We start from the raw sequence: 16,834 nt of genomic DNA, 5'->3' as shown, positions 1-16,834 counted from the left end.
ATCTCCGGTTTCGCGTAGACTCCCCCAGATCCCCGTCCGCCGGCACGAAAACGCCCGGCCACGGCCATCGCTCCCGATACAGAAGGAGGCGTCACGCATGCATGCAATGTCGTTGCAGCGCAGCAGTGCCATCGACCCGCCCGCAACCGCGCCCGTGCGCGATCTGCGCCGCGTGCCGATCCATCCCGATCACTGGTATCCGCTCGCCTGGTCGCACGAACTGAAGCGCGGCAAGACGCTCGGGGTGCGCTTCGCGGGCGATCCGATCGTTCTCGCGCGAACCCAATCCGGTAAGATCTTCGCACTCGAAGATCGATGCGCGCACCGGCAAGTGCCGCTGCATGCGGGCGTGGTGGACGGCGAATCGATCCGCTGCGGCTATCACGGCTGGACTTACGACTGTACCGGCAAATGCGTCGATGTCCCGTATCTGGGGAAAGAGCGGCTACCGAACGGGGTGCGCGCCTACCCTTGCCGCGAGATGTACGGCCTGATCTTCGTCTTCCCCGGCGACGCAGCGCTGGCCGAGGAGCGTGCGCTCCCTGCTCTGCCGTCGGCGGAGGACAAAGCCTACAAAACCCGCCGCTTCGGCCGCGAGGTCAAGTGCCACTATTCCTTCATGCATGAAAACTTGATGGATATGAACCATCAGTTTCTGCATCGGCGTCAGATGGGACAAATGCGGGCGCGCTCGCTGGGCCGTCGACGCGGCGACGATTGGGTGGAAGTGGATTACACGTTCGCGCGGATGGAGGGCAAGCAGCCCGTCGGCGAGGCGCTGGTGTTCGGCGCGGCCAAGAAGGAGGGCGACCAAAACGATCAGGACGTGATGACGGTACGCACGGGCTATCCGTACCAAACGCTCACGATTCGCTCCGGCAGCGGGACCCTCGTGATGGACCTCTGGATCGTTTATGTGCCGCTCGATGCGGAGCAACGCACGAACCGCACGTTCGGCCTGCTCTCCATCCGCCGGCCCGGTATCCCGTTTGCGCTGGACTTGGCTTGGCCGCTGCTAGTCTGGTTCACGGAGCGCATTTTCAAGGAAGATCGCTGGATCGTCGAACGCGAGCAAGAAGCGCACGATCGGCAAGGCGCCGACTGGAATCACGAGGTGTTTCCGGTCATCAACGAGCTGCGGGACCTTTTACGAAACTGCGGCGGCCGCGCCGTCATACCGATCCGTCAAGTGCCGGACGCGATTGCGGCGCGCGGCGAGGGGGAATAGCGCGAGGCGCCCGCGAATTCGACAGTCGCATCATGTGCCGCAACGCCATCATCGCGCCGATCGTCTCCAATAGGGCGGCGGGAACCCACATGATCAATCCGCCTAGACTTTGATCGAGCGCGGGCGGAATCGAAGTGAAGGCGCGTCCGCACAGCGTGAACACCGGGTAAAGATCCCGCGAGGTGAAGGTAATGACGGCGCCGGCGAGAATCTGCGGCGTCATCGTGATGATCGGCGAGAGCACGCGCAACCCGGGGCGCGTGCGGCTTGGCGGGCTGGGCCGATGGTCGAGCACCATCCACCAATACAAAAGCCCGCTGACGGCGACGGACGCATTCATGAACAGATAGATCCGCCAATCGAGCATCGAAACGAATTGGACGGAAGGGATCAGCCAAACGAGCACCGAGACGACGAACGTGGCCGAGATGAATGCGGGGTTGAGCAACACGAACGCCGCGATCCGTGCGGTACGGCCCCGTTGCCACTGCCTGAACGGACGGCGCCATGCGAACGGCAAGCCGGCCCGCAGTGCGCTTCCCGGATACGACGCCATCAATATCAGCGGCGCCAAGTGATGTAAGACGAGGTGTTGAAGCCGGTGGACGAAGAACTGGTGTTCCGCGTAGTAGTCCACCTTCGTATGAAGCGCCACGTAAAACAGCGCAAGACCGATCCAGAACGCCGCGCGCCGCCACGCGTTCATGCGGACACGCCCCGCCCCGCGCGCAAACAGCACCGCTGCGACAACGAAGAGTGCAACGAGCCCGTATGACGGCTCCCAAGGGTCTAGAAAACGGATAAACGACATGGCGAATGAATACGGGAAAACAGGTGGCGATCAAGCGGCGTAAGGACGACGCCGTGCATGGTATCAGCTACGCGGGCGCCCAACGTCGGCGGCGCCCACGGTGCATCGCAAGCGTGACTCAAGATTTCCTGCGAATTGCTCCCGCACGCCGTCGCGTGCCCATGACATCGCTCAAGTTCGAACCGCCGACGCCGTTAAACGTGCATCTGGTCTCCTCTTCGAATCGATGCAACCCCAACGAATCGTAGGCGCACTTTTAGCATGCTTGGTATTCTCAAGCATGGCCGCCCAAGCGGATGAATGGAGGCCCGTCGCCCCTAAAACCGACCTCGACTACCTGGTCGATTCCGTCCATAGAATTGGCACCCACGTCTATTTGATCGACCGTGGCACGATGTTCGCGCCTCGAGGCCTGCTCAGGTACGAAGCCTCTGTCGAATTCGACTGTTCAAGCCACGCACTTCGTATGGCGTGGGCCGATATCACGGGCCCGGGTCAACCCACCGTGCGGGCATACGGCAATACCAACGGACACTATGCCGCGAGCCAATTCGTTTCCGCGGCCGCTTCGGCGTTCGGCGAGCCGATACTCGAATGGGCATGTCATCTGCCGAATCAGCCCGAGCGCCTTGTCAACGTGGCACGCACCAGCGATGGCAAATTGATTCAAATCGATTCGCGCAGCATCGCACGGTCCGGGCCGATCGCGTCGTTTTGGACCCGTTACGACTATCCTCAATTGCGGTTCGACCCACCTTACGATGCCCCGTACGATTCGAAGCGGGAAAAGGTCGTCGTAAATTGCGAGACGAACCGCTTTCGAATATCCGTCGGCTACGATTTCACCCCGGCCGGCGCGGTCACTGACGATACGATCGCCCGCGACGACGTGGAAACGCCCATCGATTCGACCGACGATTATGAAGCCGCGATCAAAGCCGTTGCGTGTGGACCGTCGATCGATCCTGAAACTTTTACGGGGATCGGCGGTGACACGCAGCGCGCAAAAGCGCCCCTTGTTGCCGATCTCGATATCGATAGCGTGCCGGCTTCGAACGCCGTCATCGCGGCGGCGGAACGATTCAACGCCGGTCTTCCCGCGCCGTCTTCGTTCAAATCGGCCCGGCTTGTCGAAACGATGAAAGGGAGCAAGACCGGCACGAGCACAACGGTGATCGTCATTCGGCCGTCCGCGTCCCGTATAACACGTATACGCGAAATCTACAGTCCGGACTTCTTCGTGGACCGCGACATGGTCGGATTCGTCCAACTCAAATCGAAGATGAATATGAGTCGGTCGGAAAATAGACGCGTATACGTGACGCAAGCGCTAACCGTCAAAGCGAACGATTGGCGACAGGGTGGCGAAATTTCTTTTGCGACCGAGGGCGTCAATGTTCCGGGCGAGGACAGGCCCCAGACGTCCGGATTGGACTGCCAGGTGAAAGACGCCGTGAAAGCGAGCGTCCTGGCCGACGGGCTCGACGGGCAGGCGTGGCCGCTCGATTGCACCCGACTCAACGGCGACACGGTAAAGGGATACTACATCGAAGCGCTGGGCTATTTCCTCGGCGCTCACGAGGAATCCAAAAGCTTTGGCGTCGGCGACACGACCATCGATAGCGTAACGATCGAACGATAGCGTTGCGCACAACAGTCGCCGGCGGTCTTCGACGTATTACCGCGGCGTCAAGTGAAAAAAACCGTCAGCCACTCAATGCGACGACACATACGCTGAATCGGCAAATGCCGGGGGTATAGAGAAGCTCTCTCGCATCCGTTTCGTCTCCGCCGCCGGCGTCAACCCAAACAACCGCTTGAACTCTCTGCTGAACTGTGACGGGCTCGTATAACCCACGGCATGGCTCGCCGCTTCTGCGGTCAAGTCTTGCCGAACCATCAACAGCCGAGCCTGATGCAACCGCGTCGACTTCACGTACTGCATCGGCGAAACGCGTGTGATCGCCTTGAAATGGCTATGAAAGCTCGGAACGCTCATACCCGCTTCGTGCGCGAGCTGCGCCACATCGAGCGCCTGCGCATATCGGGCATGGATAAGGCTTAGCGATCGGCCGATCCGCCCGAACTGGCCTCTCATCGCCAAGGCTTGACGCATCGCGCTTCCTTGCGCCCCGGTGAGGACACGAAAATAGATTTCGCGCAGCAAGCTCGGCCCCAGCACCGCCGCATCGAGCGGCCGGTGCAACGCCTCGAGCAATCGCAAGACGGACCCCTGCATGGCGTCGTCCATCGGCGTCGACATCATGCTCCGGGGCGGCTCAACGTGCGGCGCCGCACCTGTCCGTTCGATTTGCGCCATCAATTCGGCGGCAACCGGAAACTCGAGATGCAAATACAGCGCGAGCAGCGGGTGCTCCTGCGTGGCATCGGTCTCCATGCTGAACGGCACAGGCACGGATACGGCCAGATAATGATGCTCGTCGTACAGATAGAGTTCATCGCCAAAATACCCGCGCTTGCGGCCCTGGCACACGATCACGATGCCGGGATCGTAGAGAACCGGCGTCCGCGACAACGCCCGGTTCGATCGAAGGATGCGAAGGCTCGGCAGGACGGTCAGGTTGTAGCCCTCTTCGGGGGCCAACGCGCCGAGCAGGGCAACCATCCGTTTCCGGCTCTGAGAACCTCGACCCGGCCCGCCGGCACTGCATTTCGCACTCATAGCTTTAGGCAAGAAAAATAGCGTATTTCGGCTTATCCGCCGTCTTAGGTAAGACTAGCATGCACGCTCCATTCGTTATTTGGAGAACCACCCATGACATCGGGCAAAACGCTTCTCATCACCGGCGTCAGCAGCGGCTTTGGCCGTGCGCTCGCGCTAGAGGCCCTGGCACAGGGTCATACGGTCGTCGGCACGCTAAGAAGCGAGCAAGCGAGGCGCGAATTCGAGTCTGCTCACAGCCGGGCTTACGGGCGCGTGCTAGACGTGACCGACTTCGACGCGATCGATGGCGTCGTAGCGGAAATCGAAAGGGCCGTGGGACCCGTCGACGTTCTGGTCAACAACGCCGGGTACGGACACGAAGGCATCATGGAAGAATCGCCGCTGTCGGAGTTGCGCAGCCAGTTCGACGTCAACGTATTCGGTGCGGTCGCCATGATGAAGGCCGTCCTACCCTGCATGCGCACGCGCCGGCGCGGTCATATTCTGAACATCACATCGATGGGTGGCTATATCACCATGCCGGGCATCGCGTACTACTGCGGCAGCAAGTTCGCGCTGGAGGGCATATCCGAGGCACTGGGCAAAGAACTCAAGCCCTTCGGCATCGCGGTGACCGCGGTTGCCCCGGGCTCGTTCCGGACTGACTGGGCGGGTCGCTCAATGACCCGCACGCCGCGCTCGATCGCCGACTACGACGAATTGTTCGATCCCATCCGCAAAGTGCGAGAGGACAAAAGCGGCAAACAATTAGGCGATCCAAAGAAAGCGGCGCGCGCGATGCTCACGGCGATTTCTGCGGACCACCCGCCTGCACACCTCCTGCTCGGCAGCGACGCACTCGCGCTGGTGCAAGAAAAGCTGGCGGTGCTCGCGGCGGAATTTCGCGAATGGGAACCCGTGACCGTTTCGACGGACGGTTAAAAGACACCGCCGTTCGCGGCTAAACGCGTCGAAATGGCACCTTCACCGCATGGCTCGTATTGCAGGCCGAACTTCAGCTACTTCCGTGGGCCCGCTACTTGCTCTGAGCTTGACGACCTGGGGAGGTTTCGGTGACAGACGACAAAATCACGGTGCCGGAAGAGGCAGTCAAAGACCCGATCGAGCGCTCTTGGATCCGGCGCCTGGGCCCCGGCTTGATCACGGGCGCTGCGGATGACGATCCGTCCGGGATCGGGACGTATTCGCAGGCCGGGGCGCAATTCGGGTTCAATTTGCTATGGACCCTGCTCCTGACCTATCCGCTCATGGCGGCGATCCAGTTGGTCAGCGCCAGCATCGGCCGCGTGACAGGCAAGGGGCTCGCATCGAACATGCGGGCGCACTATCCCAAGTCTTTGCTCTACGGCGCGGTGGCGCTCCTGATCGTCGCCAACGTCATCAACATCGCCGCCGACTTATCGGCAATGGGCGCGGCCATGCAGCTGCTCGTCGGTATGCCGCAGCAATTCAATGTCGTCCTGCTCGGTGGGCTATCCGTCGTTTTGCAGATCTTCGTTCCGTACGATCGATACGCACGCCTGCTCAAATGGACCGCCTTGGTGCTGCTCGCCTATGTCGCCGTCGCCCTCATCGTGCCGATTCACTGGGGCGATGTCGCGCGGGCGATCGTCATGCCGCACTTCTCGCTAAGTTCGGATTACTTGACGACGATCGTGGCCGTATTGGGCACCACCATCAGCCCGTACCTTTTCTTTTGGCAGGCCTCGCAGGAAGTGGAAGAGATGCGCTCCGAACCCGGTCAAAAGCCGTTGCGCCGCTTCCCACAGCAGGCGCCGGCGCAATTGCGCCGCATCAATTTCGATACCTGGGTCGGCATGGGCGTGTCGAACGTCATCGCGTTTTTTATCGTATTGACCGCCGCGGCGACCTTGCATCTGCATCACATCGACGTGAAAACATCGGCCGACGCGGCGAAGGCGCTCGAGCCCATCGGAGGCCGCTTCGCCTACGCCCTGTTTGCACTGGGCATCATCGGCACGGGACTGCTCGCGCTGCCGGTCCTCGCCGGGTCCGCGGCCTACGCGGCCGCGGGCAGCTTTCGCTGGCGCAGCAGTTTGAGCCTGCACTTGGCGCTGGCCCGCCAGTTTTATAGCGTGATCGCGCTTTCCATCGTCGGCGGTGTCGCGATTACGTTCATGCACTTCGATCCTATTCGTGCGCTTTACTGGAGTGCGGTCATCAATGGCGTCAGCGCGGTACCCATCATGGTCATCATCATGCTCTTGGCCCGCAACCGGCACGTCATGGGCGAGTTCGCCATCAAAGGCCCGCTCGCTTGGGGCGGGTGGCTCGCGACGATCGCCATGGCGATCGCAGCGGTGGGTCTCGTGGTCCCCAACTGATAAAAACCAGCAGAGAATTAAAGATCGAACTGAGTAGGCATCAATACGACATCGCGGATCGTCACGCCGCGTGGCCGGGTCAACATGAACAGAATCGTTGCCGCCACCTCGCTCGCTTCCATCAAGCTGCCCGATGCCTTGGCTTCCTTCAGCTTTTCCTCGGGCCAATCGGCCAGCAGCGCGCTGATAACCGGCCCCGGCGACACCGAGCCTACGCGGATGCCATGCTTGAAAACCTGACGACGCACCGTTTGAACGAAGCAGTTGATCGCCCATTTGGACGACGCATAGACCGGCTCCCACGGCGTCGGAAAATGCGCAGCCAACGAACTCGTCACCACGATGTCGCCGGTCTGGCGCTCGATCATATGCGGCAGAACGTCATGCACATTCTTCATCACGACGTTGACGTTCAAGTTCAGCATGCGATCGATCGCGTCCGTATCGGCGTCCACCAGATCGCCGCCCACGTACAGACCCGCGTTCGCATGAAAAACATCGATCTGCCCAGCCAATTCGAGCGCTCGCGGCACCAGCGCGGCGCAGGCTTTCGGATCGAGGAGATCGGTTACTAACGGAATCGCACGATCGCCGCGTTCGCCGCAGCGCGACTTCACCGCGGCCTCATCGCGGTCGACCAGCACGACTCGGGCGCCGGCCGATAGCAGCGCATCGGCACTCGCCAATCCGATTCCCGAAGCGGCGCCCGTCACTACCGCGACCTTTCCGTTCAATTCTCCTGCCATCGTCTCCGCCTTTATCGTTGGCCCTCATTGCAGCGCCGAGGCATCCCCGCGCTGATCAGACGGCATTCAGTCACCTGCGATTGCCCAACCGACCGCCATGGCCGCTCGCCGCCGCCGAGCGACATTGCCGGACCGCGCGCACATTGCACGCAGATCATTTGCTCTCAACAAGAACAAATGATCTTACTCGGTATCCGCGTTGTCAAGGCGCGGGGCGCTTGACGCTGCGCGCTTCGGCGCGGCATCGCCGATAAACCTTCTTTCCACCTGTCTTCGCGCCAAATAGGGTCGCATCGTACACACGAAATGTTCGTTTTCGAACTTTTAATCTTCGTTATTTTTCGTTATCATCCGAAGAACGGTATTTCATGCGCGAATTCGATCAGGAGACGTTCAGTGTGTGCAACTGAGCAGGTGGATCTGCTTGTCGTCGGCGGCGGCATCAATGGGGCGGGCATCGCGCGCGACGCAGCCGGCCGTGGGCTGTCGGTGTTGTTGTGCGAGCAAGACGATCTAGCGGCGCACACCTCGTCGTCGAGCACGAAACTGATTCACGGCGGCCTGCGCTATCTCGAGTACCGCGAATTCGGGCTGGTGCGCAAAGCACTGCAGGAGCGCGAGACGTTGCTCGCCGCCGCCCCGCACATCATTCGGCCCCTGCGCTTCGTGATGCCGCACATGCCGAACCTGCGTCCCGCTTGGCTCATTCGCACGGGCCTGTTTCTGTACGACCACTTGGCGCGGCGCAAGCGGCTGCCCGGTTCGCGCGGCATCGTCATGCGGCGCCACGCGGCCGGTGCGCCGCTCGTCGAATCCATCGCGCGCGGCTTCGTCTACTCCGACGGTTGGGTAGACGATGCGCGGCTCGTCGTCCTCAACGCCCTTGACGCCGCCGAGCGCGGGGCGAAGGTTCTCACGCGTACGAAACTCGAGAAGGCGGTGCGTATCGGGACGCAGTGGCATGCGCAGTTGCAGCGCACCGACGGCACGATCGTAAAGGTTCGGGCCAATGCGATCGCCAATGCAGCAGGGCCATGGGTAGGCCAGTTGCTGGCCGGCGCGCTCGGCCGCGGCGCGCATCACAGCGTGCGGCTCGTCAAGGGCAGCCACATCGTCACGCGGCGGCTGTTCGATCACGACCACGCCTACATTTTTCAGAACCCCGACAAGCGGATCGTCTTCGCCATTCCGTACGAGCACGAATTCACGCTCATCGGCACGACGGACGTCGAGTATCGCGACGATCCATCGCGCGTCGCGATCAGCGGCGAGGAAACGCATTACTTGTGCGAATCGATCAACCGCTATTTCAAGCGGAAGATTTCGCCGAGCGATGTCTGTTGGACTTACTCGGGCGTGCGTCCGCTGCTACAGGAGGAAAGCACCGACAGCCCTTCGGCGGCCACTCGCGATTACAAGCTCGAACTCGATGCAACGGAAGGTCAGGCTCCGCTGTTGTCGGTATTCGGCGGCAAGATCACGACGTTTCGCAAGCTGGCGGAGGAAGCTGTCGATACATTGGCGCAGGCGCTCAAGCATCGCGCGGCCGCGTGGACAGCGGGCGTGCCGCTTCCCGGCGGCGACATCGAAGACACCGATTTCGAGCGCTTCGCCACGCAGTTGGCCGCGCGCTACCCATGGCTGCCCGCCGCGTTGGCCCGCCGCTATGCGCGGGCATACGGCACGCGTGCCGAGCGCTTCCTTGCCGGCGCACAACGCATGGCCGATTTGGGCCCGTCGTTCGCCGGCGACCTGTACGAAGCCGAGCTTCGCTACCTGCGCGACGTCGAATGGGCACGCGACGCGCAAGACGTCCTGTGGCGTCGAACGAAGCTCGGATTGCACGTCGACGCGGCCCAACTCGACGCCGTCACGCGCAACATCGACACGTGGCTCACGCAACCCCACACTGAACCGGTACCGGCGCTGTAAGTGCCATCGAAGCCAGAGCAACCGTCGGCACCTGTTTGCTCGCGCGCTCGCCCCCTGTGATCATCCGAGGAAATCGAGTCTTTTAAAACCGAGGCGCCGGCCGGCGCGCCTCGCAAATCGCCTGCTTTGTCGCAACAAAGCCAGCGCTTTGTCGGAAACGTTCCTGCGCCGCGCGGTCTTCGACGGTTATAGTGCATCGGTTCTTCGCCACACTATCCAAGGATCCGAGCGTATGTTCTCTGCGGCAATTTTCGACATGGACGGGCTATTGATCGACTCGGAGCGGACGATCATGAACACGTGGATCGACGTCTCCCGAGAATTGGGCACCCCGATTCGTCCTGTCGACTACGTCGAGATCATCGGAAGATCGCTGCCCGAGTGCCACGCGATGCTGGCCGAGATGTTAGGCAGCAGGCCGATTTTTCAGGAGGCGCTGACAAGAGTGCGTCGGACGTTGCAGTCTCCAACGAATCCACCCGTATATCCGCTCAAGCCCGGCGTGAAAGCACTGTTGGATGCCTTGGTCCAAACGGCCATACCCTGCGCCGTTGCGTCTTCATCGAGCCGGTACGAAATCGCATCTCGGCTTTCGCGGGTGGGCGTGCTCGATGTGTTCGATGCGATCGCAGGCGGCGACGAAGTCGCCCGCGGCAAGCCGGATCCGGCCGTGTACGCACTCGCAGCTTCGCGCCTAGGCAAAGCACCGAGCCAGTGTCTGGCGTTCGAAGATAGCGAGAACGGCGTGCTCGCCGCGCATCGCGCCGGCATATCGGTGGTTGCGGTACCCGATCTAAAACGACCGCCCGATGAGATCATGGGACTGAGTTTCACGACGCTCGACAACCTCGATCGAGCGATCGACCATGTTCCCGCCTGGTTCGAAATGGGCGCCTTGGCAGCATGAGCGCGTGACGCTCGATCGCTGCCGCGGCGCGACCAGAGGTGATGGGACAGCCCAATCAAAATGTAACTAAATGTTACACCCCCTCTTGAAAATCTCGCCTCGCTCACTACTTTCGGTTCCGCAAAGCAGTCGCAGTTGATTGATGCGCTGCGTGTTTCTATTTGTTTGTCGGCGGTCTCGCAAGGGCAAACGAACTGGAGCGCGTGGTCCGGTTCCGGTTCGTCCTCCTTGCGGCCCCTCAATCAGGAGCCAACCATGAGCGATCTGTTCTTCAGCGCCAATTTGCTGGGCGAATTCGACCGTCTCCAGCGCCAAATGGCGAACCTATTCTCCGACTTGCCCACCAGCCTTCGCGCCTCGCGATTGGGATCCTTCCCGCCGTTGAACATCGGCAGTACCGACGACAGTCTCGAAGTCGTCGCCTTCGCGCCGGGCTTGGATCCAGCCACGATCGAGGTGTCCATCGACAAGGGTCTGCTCACGATCAGCGGGGAGCGCAAGCCTGTCGAAATCGGCAGTACCGAAGACACGCGAATCTACGCGCGCGAACGTTTCATGGGGACTTTCCGCCGGGTGGTGGAACTGCCTCCGCACGTGGACCCCGACAGCGTCAGCGCGACCTATGCGAACGGATGCTTGTCGATCAGCATCGCCAAATCGGAGGCGTCCAAGCCGCGTTCCATCGCGGTGCAATGAGCGTCGAGGGATCCCTGCGGGTGCTGGCCGCCTAGCGCGGCTCCCGCGATATGTTAAGGAGAACGAAATGAGTGACCGTACCGAATTGACGACCGGCGCGCGCCAACCGAGTAGCGCCGTCGGCAACAAAGAGGCTATGCGCGACATCGCACGGCAAACGCGTGTCGCGCCCGCCGTGGACATTTTCGAAGACGCTCACGGGATTACCCTGTTCGCCGATCTGCCCGGGGTGCCCCGAGACAAACTCGATGTCCATGTGCAAGACGGCAACCTGCACATCGAGGCCGAGGCAGTCGTGCAAACGCCGCCCAGCTTGCGGCTGCAACACGCGGAAATGCAGCACCCGCACTTTGCCCGAGCGTTCACGTTGAGCCCCGACTTCGACGTGGCGCGCATCGACGCACAGCTGAAGGACGGCGTGCTGAAATTGACGATCCCGCGGCGTGAAGAGGCCAAGCCGAGGCGTATCGAAGTCAAGGTCGCTTAATTTAAAGCGGTCATTGCGCCGGATCGGGCGGCAGCCGCAGCGTCTGCCCTGCCGCCCGATTGCGGCGCTTAGTGTCCCGACAAGCGCGGCGTTCGACGATCAGTAGCTGCGCGCCTTCATCGATCATGCGAAGCGCCACCATCATGTGACGCGCCACCAGGCAGAGGATGGCAACGGTCCGCTTTCGAAGCGACGATCTCCATACAGAATGCGCAACACGGTTCGAGACGAACTCGGCCGATAATTCGCAGCGGCCCCTGCGCAAGTGAGCCATACTGTCCAAATTCTTCACCGTTTCCCGGAGGCGAGCGTGCCAGGTTTACTTCCCCAAGTCGATCGCGAAGGACTTCTCGAATATTCCGTGGTCTACACCGATCGCTCGGTCAACCATATGTCTCAGCGCTTTCAAGGCGTTATGCGCGATATTTCGAGCGCTTTGAAAAAGGTCTATCACGCGAAGTCGGCCATTGTGGTTCCGGGCAGCGGGACCTTCGGGATGGAAGCCGTCGCCCGGCAGTTCGCGACGAACAAGAAATGTCTGGTCATACGCAACGGCTGGTTCAGTTTCCGTTGGTCGCAGATCTTCGAGATGGGAAGCATTCCTTCCGAATCGATCGTGTTGAAGGCGCGTCCGGTCGAACCAGGCAGACAGGCCGCCTATGCACCGGCGCCGATCGAGGAGGTGGTCGCGGCGATCGGGGAACACAAGCCGGATCTGGTCTTTGCGCCGCACGTCGAAACCGCCTCCGGGATGATGCTCCCCGATGCGTATTTGCGCGCGGTGGCCGAGGCCGTGCATGCCGTCGGCGGCCTGTTCGTTCTCGATTGCATTGCCTCCGGTACGATTTGGGTCGATATGCAGGCCACGGGTGTGGATGTGTTGATCAGCGCGCCGCAAAAAGGATGGAGCGCCTCGCCCTGCTGCGCGCTCGTCATGCTCGGCGCGACCGCCCGCGAGAGAATCGACGGGACAACCAGCACGAGTTTCGCCTGCGACCTGCGCAAATGGCTGCAAATCATGGAGGCCTACGAGAACGGCGGACACGCTTATCACGCCACGATGCCGACGGACAGCCTCGTGACGTTGCGCGATGTGATCAAGGAAACGGAGGCGTACGGCTTCGAGACGGTGAGAGCGGAGCAGCTCGAACTCGGCAAGCGCATTCGTTCGCTCTTGGTCGGCAAAGGCTTTAAGAGCGTGGCGGCCGAAGGTTTTCAGGCACCGGGCGTAGTGGTTAGCTATACCGACGACGACGGCATACGATCCGGGCAGAAATTCGCCGAGGTCGGCTTGCAGGTGGCAGCCGGCGTGCCGTTGCAATGCGACGAGCCGCCAGAGTTCAAGACCTTCCGCATCGGATTGTTCGGCCTCGATAAGCTGCATGACGTCGAAGGTGCGGTGGCTCGGTTCGCCGATGCGTTAGAGCGGATTCGCTCGTAGCCGCGCCCATCTGAAATGTCCGAGCCGGTACCGCGTCAGTTACCGCCGCCGCGCAATAAGCCGATGCACGCGCTTACCCGAAGACAGATTGACCGTCTCCGTGTCGAGCAACAACGTCATATCGCCGAGTCCTTCTCGGACCCGGGCGGCGTCGAACTCGGCATAGAGTCGGCCGGCACCATCGCGGGTGGAGACCGACTCCGTCACTCGCCAGCTCAGATACAGCGTTCCACCCGGCCTGAGAATGTCGAATAATCGCGCGCAGGCTCGGGGGACCTCCTCCGCCGGCAAATGCATCAGGACCGTTTCGCACAGCACGTTGTCGTACGTCTGCGCACCGATAGAGTCCAACGCGGGAAGCGCGTCGCGCTTGAAAACTAGCGACGGAAACGCGGTCGCGGCCTGCTCGAGCAGCCCCTCCGCCGCGTCATAACCCACAGCGGGGAAGCCATGCTCGTTGAGCCACGCGACGTCGCGACCCGAGCCGCAACCGATATCGGCGGTTTTGCCGCCTGGGGCGAAGTAGCGCAGCAGCAGCGCGTACATGTCGGCCGGCGGAGGTTGGTCCCGCCACTCGGCCGCAAATCGGCTCGCGCCCGTCGAGTAGGCTTCGATAGTTTGTTCGTCCAAGGCGAATCGCTCCGATCAAGTAGTAACGATTGCGCCGTAGTTTAAGCGCGCCTGGCTTGGCAGGAAAGGCAAGTCGCTTTGCCATTCGCTACGATTGCCCTATGGCATGCGCCGCCATCATCTCGACGACAAACGAAAGCGCAACGAATAACCGCACCGAAAGCGACGACGGCGCCATAGCGCCTCAATGACCCAGCCCCGCCGCGGCGATCCGCTGCTCGACATACTGCGCGAACAGCGCATGTAAATGTGTCGTTGGGTGCAGATCGTCCGCGAACATGTACGTCTGATCGGCATTCGACGCGACGTAGGTGCGCGGCGAGCACAACAGCGAGGTATCGTCCGGTGTCTTCGATGCGTCGCATGCCTGTCCGGTATTCGACACGAGAAAGCCGTTGGCTTGGTAATTGGCGAAGATCCCGTTCAGCCACGTGTACGAATCGACTTGAATCACCTTGTTTTGCAGGCCGCCGGCCTGCAAGGCGGCAGTCAAATCATCGTTGAACAGCTGCGATTCCTGCGTGAGCGTCGCGCCGCCGTCCGATGACGCGAGGCCTTTCGGGGAGAGCCCGACGTTCGGCACGTTGACCAGCACGACGTGCGTCGCACCGTTGGCGACGATTTGGCCGACGGCCTGCGCGAGCGCATTGGCAGCCGTTTGCACGGTGGTTGCGGCAGCCGGCAACGCCCCAGCGCGCAGCACATCGTTGGCCCCGGCCCATACGAGGACGAGTTGCCCCGAGTTGAAACTTCCATGCTGTGACAAATAGCTCGACACCTGCTGAGTCACGGGCATCTCGACATCGCCGATCACGCTGGTGAGGAAGTCGTTGAGGTTGGCCGGCGTCGCCACCGTGGCCCCGCCCTCCGCGTAACCGAAGCCGCCTTGCGGACTCAACTTTTGAGTGGCGTCGATCGTATAGGCCGCAGTTAGCGTGTCGCCGTAGTACTGCGCGACATCCTGCGTCCACACTTGCCCAGGGTTGGTCGTAAAACGCCCGCCTCCCACCGCGCTAGCGAGCGGCGCGTATGTGCCGACATCCGACAAGCTGTCGCCGAATGAAACGACCTGCAAATGGATGCCCCCCGCCGGCGTCGTGCCGGCTCCGGCACCGCTGCCCGCGCCGGCGCCCGAGTCGCCGCCGTGTCCGCCGCACCCAGCCACCAGCGCCACTGCCGCCACGAAGGCCACACGGCGCGCCATCGCATCGATCGATCTTTTCATCGCTCACCTCTTATTGGCCGGTCGGACGCTTACGCCCCAATGGACCCACCGTCGCGTTTCCCGATCGGCGGCCCTCCGATCGGTACCCCAATCGAGCAAAAAAGATGCTCGCTCCCCAAGCGGCATCGGCACGCACATTGCAGGGCGCACCCGTTCACGGTTTGCCGCGGTCTTCGCGAAAAAGCAGCGGGTCGATGCGAACCGGGCTTTCGTCCGATCTTGAGGACAAGTTGTCGTCGCGGCGCCGTAACGGCGCAACATCGGCGACCGCACACACTCGAGCGAGCGATACACCATGAACGATCAACAACGTCAAAAGCGTTTCTGGCACCCGATGGGCTCCGCGGCCGCCGGCCACTGCGGTTCGACTGTCGTGATTGCGCGGGGAGACGGCAACTACATCTTCGATATAGAAGGCCACCGCACGCTCGACGCCGTAGGCGGGCTGTGGAACGTCAACGTCGGCCACAATCGGCCAGAAGTGAAAAGCGCCATCGCACGTCAAATGGATGAGCTGTCTTATTGCCAGACTTTCGACGGCGTTGCGCATCCGCGTGTGTATGAGCTGGCCGATCGCCTCTGTGCGATGTTCAAACAAGAGGACATGCAACGCGTCATGTTCGGCAGCGGCGGCTCCGATGCCGTCGAGACCGCATTGAAAATGGCGCGCCAATACTGGATCGCGGCCGGCGAGCCCGCGCGCACGAAATTCCTTTCGCTGCGCAACGGCTACCACGGCGTGCATTTCGGCGGAACGTCGATCGGCGGCAGCGGCGTGTTTCAGTACAACCACGGCCCCCTCTTGCCCGGTTGCGTGCTGCTCGACACGCCCTGGCTCTATCGCAATCCTTGGCGCTGCCAGGACCCCGATGAACTCGTCGCGCATTGCATCGGGCAGATGGAAGAAACGATCGCCTTTCACGGCGCACACACCATTGCGGCGTTTATTGCGGAACCCGTGCAGGGGGCAGGCGGCGTGATCGTGCCGCCGGCTGCGTACTGGGACAGCGTGCGCCGAGTGTGCGATCGAAGCGGCATCTTGCTGATCGCCGACGAAGTGGTGACCGGCTTCGGCCGCACCGGCAGCATGTTGGGTAGCCGTGGCTTCGGCGTAGCACCCGACATCCTCTGCCTGGCCAAAGGGATTTCCGCGGGCTATGTCCCGCTAGGCGCGACGATGTTCAACCACCGCGTCGCGCACGCCATCGAGAACGGCGATGGCTTCTCGCACACGATCATGCATGGCTACACCTACAGCGGACACCCGCTCGCCTGCGCGGCGGCGCTCGCTGTGCTCGATATCGTCGAACGCGAGGCGTTGCCTGCCAACGCGGGGCGCGTCGGACAGCATTTGTTCGAACGATTGCTTCCGCTAAAGCGGGAATTCGAAACAGTCGGCGATGTGCGTGGGAAGGGCCTCATGCTGGCATTGGAGCTTGTCGCCGACAAGGCCGGGCGAACACCGCTCGACTCGGCGGAAGGCGTCGCGGCGCGCATCGCCGAAACCGCGCGCAAGCGCGGCGTTTTCGTGCGCGCCATGACCAATAAGATCGTCATCTCCCCGCCGCTGACGCTCACGCTGGACGAGGCCGACGTCATCGCTCGAACGTTGCGCGAAGCGCTGCAAACGGAGTGAGGCTCGAGCGAGCCACGCTGGAGATGCGTGAGTGGGCGGGATGGGCGAACCAACGTCAACGGTA

General features: G+C 61.9%; 16 protein-coding genes. 10 read left to right on the top strand and 6 right to left on the bottom strand.

From position 1 onward, the window contains the following. The first annotated feature begins 97 nt into the window (after positions 1-97). A complete protein-coding gene (locus ACTHN9_RS01685; RefSeq protein WP_440535015.1) occupies positions 98-1,228 on the top strand; it encodes a Rieske 2Fe-2S domain-containing protein in 1,131 nt (376 codons plus the stop codon). Here ACTHN9_RS01685 and ACTHN9_RS01680 read toward each other — a convergent pair. Next, complete coding sequence (locus ACTHN9_RS01680; RefSeq protein WP_440535014.1) at positions 1,173-2,039, bottom strand: cytochrome c oxidase assembly protein; 867 nt, start codon at positions 2,037-2,039, stop codon at positions 1,173-1,175. The genes ACTHN9_RS01685 and ACTHN9_RS01680 overlap by 56 nt on opposite strands. A gap of 466 nt (positions 2,040-2,505) precedes the next feature. Between ACTHN9_RS01680 and ACTHN9_RS01675 the strand changes: the two genes are divergently transcribed. Continuing rightward, complete coding sequence (locus tag ACTHN9_RS01675) at positions 2,506-3,681, top strand: surface-adhesin E family protein (RefSeq protein WP_440535013.1); 1,176 nt, start codon at positions 2,506-2,508, stop codon at positions 3,679-3,681. 72 nt (positions 3,682-3,753) lie between these two features. Here ACTHN9_RS01675 and ACTHN9_RS01670 read toward each other — a convergent pair whose 3' ends face one another. After that, positions 3,754-4,665: an AraC family transcriptional regulator N-terminal domain-containing protein gene (locus tag ACTHN9_RS01670; RefSeq protein ID WP_440535012.1), complete on the bottom strand. Its 912-nt coding sequence runs from the start codon at positions 4,663-4,665 to the stop codon at positions 3,754-3,756. Positions 4,666-4,815: 150 nt separating this feature from the next. Here ACTHN9_RS01670 and ACTHN9_RS01665 point away from each other — a divergent pair, with 150 nt between their 5' ends. Next, positions 4,816-5,646: an oxidoreductase gene (locus tag ACTHN9_RS01665; protein ID WP_440535011.1), complete on the top strand. Its 831-nt coding sequence runs from the start codon at positions 4,816-4,818 to the stop codon at positions 5,644-5,646. Positions 5,647-5,777: 131 nt separating this feature from the next. Continuing rightward, positions 5,778-7,070, top strand: a complete 1,293-nt coding sequence (locus ACTHN9_RS01660) for an NRAMP family divalent metal transporter (protein ID WP_440535010.1) — start codon at positions 5,778-5,780, stop codon at positions 7,068-7,070. A gap of 17 nt (positions 7,071-7,087) precedes the next feature. Here the strand turns inward: ACTHN9_RS01660 and ACTHN9_RS01655 are convergent, their stop codons facing one another. Next, positions 7,088-7,816: an SDR family oxidoreductase gene (locus tag ACTHN9_RS01655; protein WP_440535009.1), complete on the bottom strand. Its 729-nt coding sequence runs from the start codon at positions 7,814-7,816 to the stop codon at positions 7,088-7,090. A 396-nt stretch (positions 7,817-8,212) separates the two neighbouring features. Here ACTHN9_RS01655 and glpD point away from each other — a divergent pair, with 396 nt between their 5' ends. The 4 genes from glpD to ACTHN9_RS01635 all read left to right on the top strand — a co-directional run bounded on the left by glpD (position 8,213) and on the right by ACTHN9_RS01635 (position 11,838). Continuing rightward, the gene (glpD, locus tag ACTHN9_RS01650; protein ID WP_440535008.1) at positions 8,213-9,748 is read left to right on the top strand and encodes a glycerol-3-phosphate dehydrogenase; all 1,536 of its coding nucleotides are present in this window, start codon (positions 8,213-8,215) and stop codon (positions 9,746-9,748) included. A 232-nt stretch (positions 9,749-9,980) separates the two neighbouring features. Continuing rightward, complete coding sequence (locus tag ACTHN9_RS01645) at positions 9,981-10,655, top strand: HAD family hydrolase (protein ID WP_440535007.1); 675 nt, start codon at positions 9,981-9,983, stop codon at positions 10,653-10,655. 255 nt (positions 10,656-10,910) lie between these two features. Then, complete coding sequence (locus ACTHN9_RS01640; RefSeq protein ID WP_440535006.1) at positions 10,911-11,351, top strand: Hsp20/alpha crystallin family protein; 441 nt, start codon at positions 10,911-10,913, stop codon at positions 11,349-11,351. Between the two features lie 67 nt (positions 11,352-11,418). Continuing rightward, the gene (locus ACTHN9_RS01635; RefSeq protein WP_440535005.1) at positions 11,419-11,838 is read left to right on the top strand and encodes an Hsp20/alpha crystallin family protein; all 420 of its coding nucleotides are present in this window, start codon (positions 11,419-11,421) and stop codon (positions 11,836-11,838) included. A gap of 10 nt (positions 11,839-11,848) precedes the next feature. Here the strand turns inward: ACTHN9_RS01635 and ACTHN9_RS01630 are convergent, their stop codons facing one another. Continuing rightward, the gene (locus ACTHN9_RS01630) at positions 11,849-11,983 is read right to left on the bottom strand and encodes a hypothetical protein (protein WP_440535004.1); all 135 of its coding nucleotides are present in this window, start codon (positions 11,981-11,983) and stop codon (positions 11,849-11,851) included. A gap of 165 nt (positions 11,984-12,148) precedes the next feature. On the opposite strand from ACTHN9_RS01630, the gene ACTHN9_RS01625 reads away from it, so the two are divergent. Continuing rightward, positions 12,149-13,279 (top strand): aminotransferase class V-fold PLP-dependent enzyme, encoded by a 1,131-nt coding sequence (locus ACTHN9_RS01625; RefSeq protein ID WP_440535003.1) that lies wholly within the window; start codon positions 12,149-12,151, stop codon positions 13,277-13,279. 39 nt (positions 13,280-13,318) lie between these two features. Here ACTHN9_RS01625 and ACTHN9_RS01620 read toward each other — a convergent pair whose 3' ends face one another. Further along, the gene (locus ACTHN9_RS01620) at positions 13,319-13,909 is read right to left on the bottom strand and encodes a class I SAM-dependent methyltransferase (RefSeq protein ID WP_440535002.1); all 591 of its coding nucleotides are present in this window, start codon (positions 13,907-13,909) and stop codon (positions 13,319-13,321) included. A gap of 184 nt (positions 13,910-14,093) precedes the next feature. Next, positions 14,094-15,113: an SGNH/GDSL hydrolase family protein gene (locus ACTHN9_RS01615; protein ID WP_440535060.1), complete on the bottom strand. Its 1,020-nt coding sequence runs from the start codon at positions 15,111-15,113 to the stop codon at positions 14,094-14,096. 316 nt (positions 15,114-15,429) lie between these two features. Here ACTHN9_RS01615 and ACTHN9_RS01610 point away from each other — a divergent pair, with 316 nt between their 5' ends. Beyond that, positions 15,430-16,770, top strand: coding sequence for an aminotransferase class III-fold pyridoxal phosphate-dependent enzyme (locus ACTHN9_RS01610; protein ID WP_440535001.1), 1,341 nt, complete (start codon positions 15,430-15,432; stop codon positions 16,768-16,770). The last annotated feature ends 64 nt before the right edge of the window (positions 16,771-16,834 follow it).

It is taken from the genome of Trinickia sp. (genome assembly GCF_051953405.1).
Classification (GTDB): domain Bacteria; phylum Pseudomonadota; class Gammaproteobacteria; order Burkholderiales; family Burkholderiaceae; genus Trinickia.
Note: the sequence above shows the minus strand (reverse complement) of the source record. Positions and strands in the feature narration are given on the sequence as shown.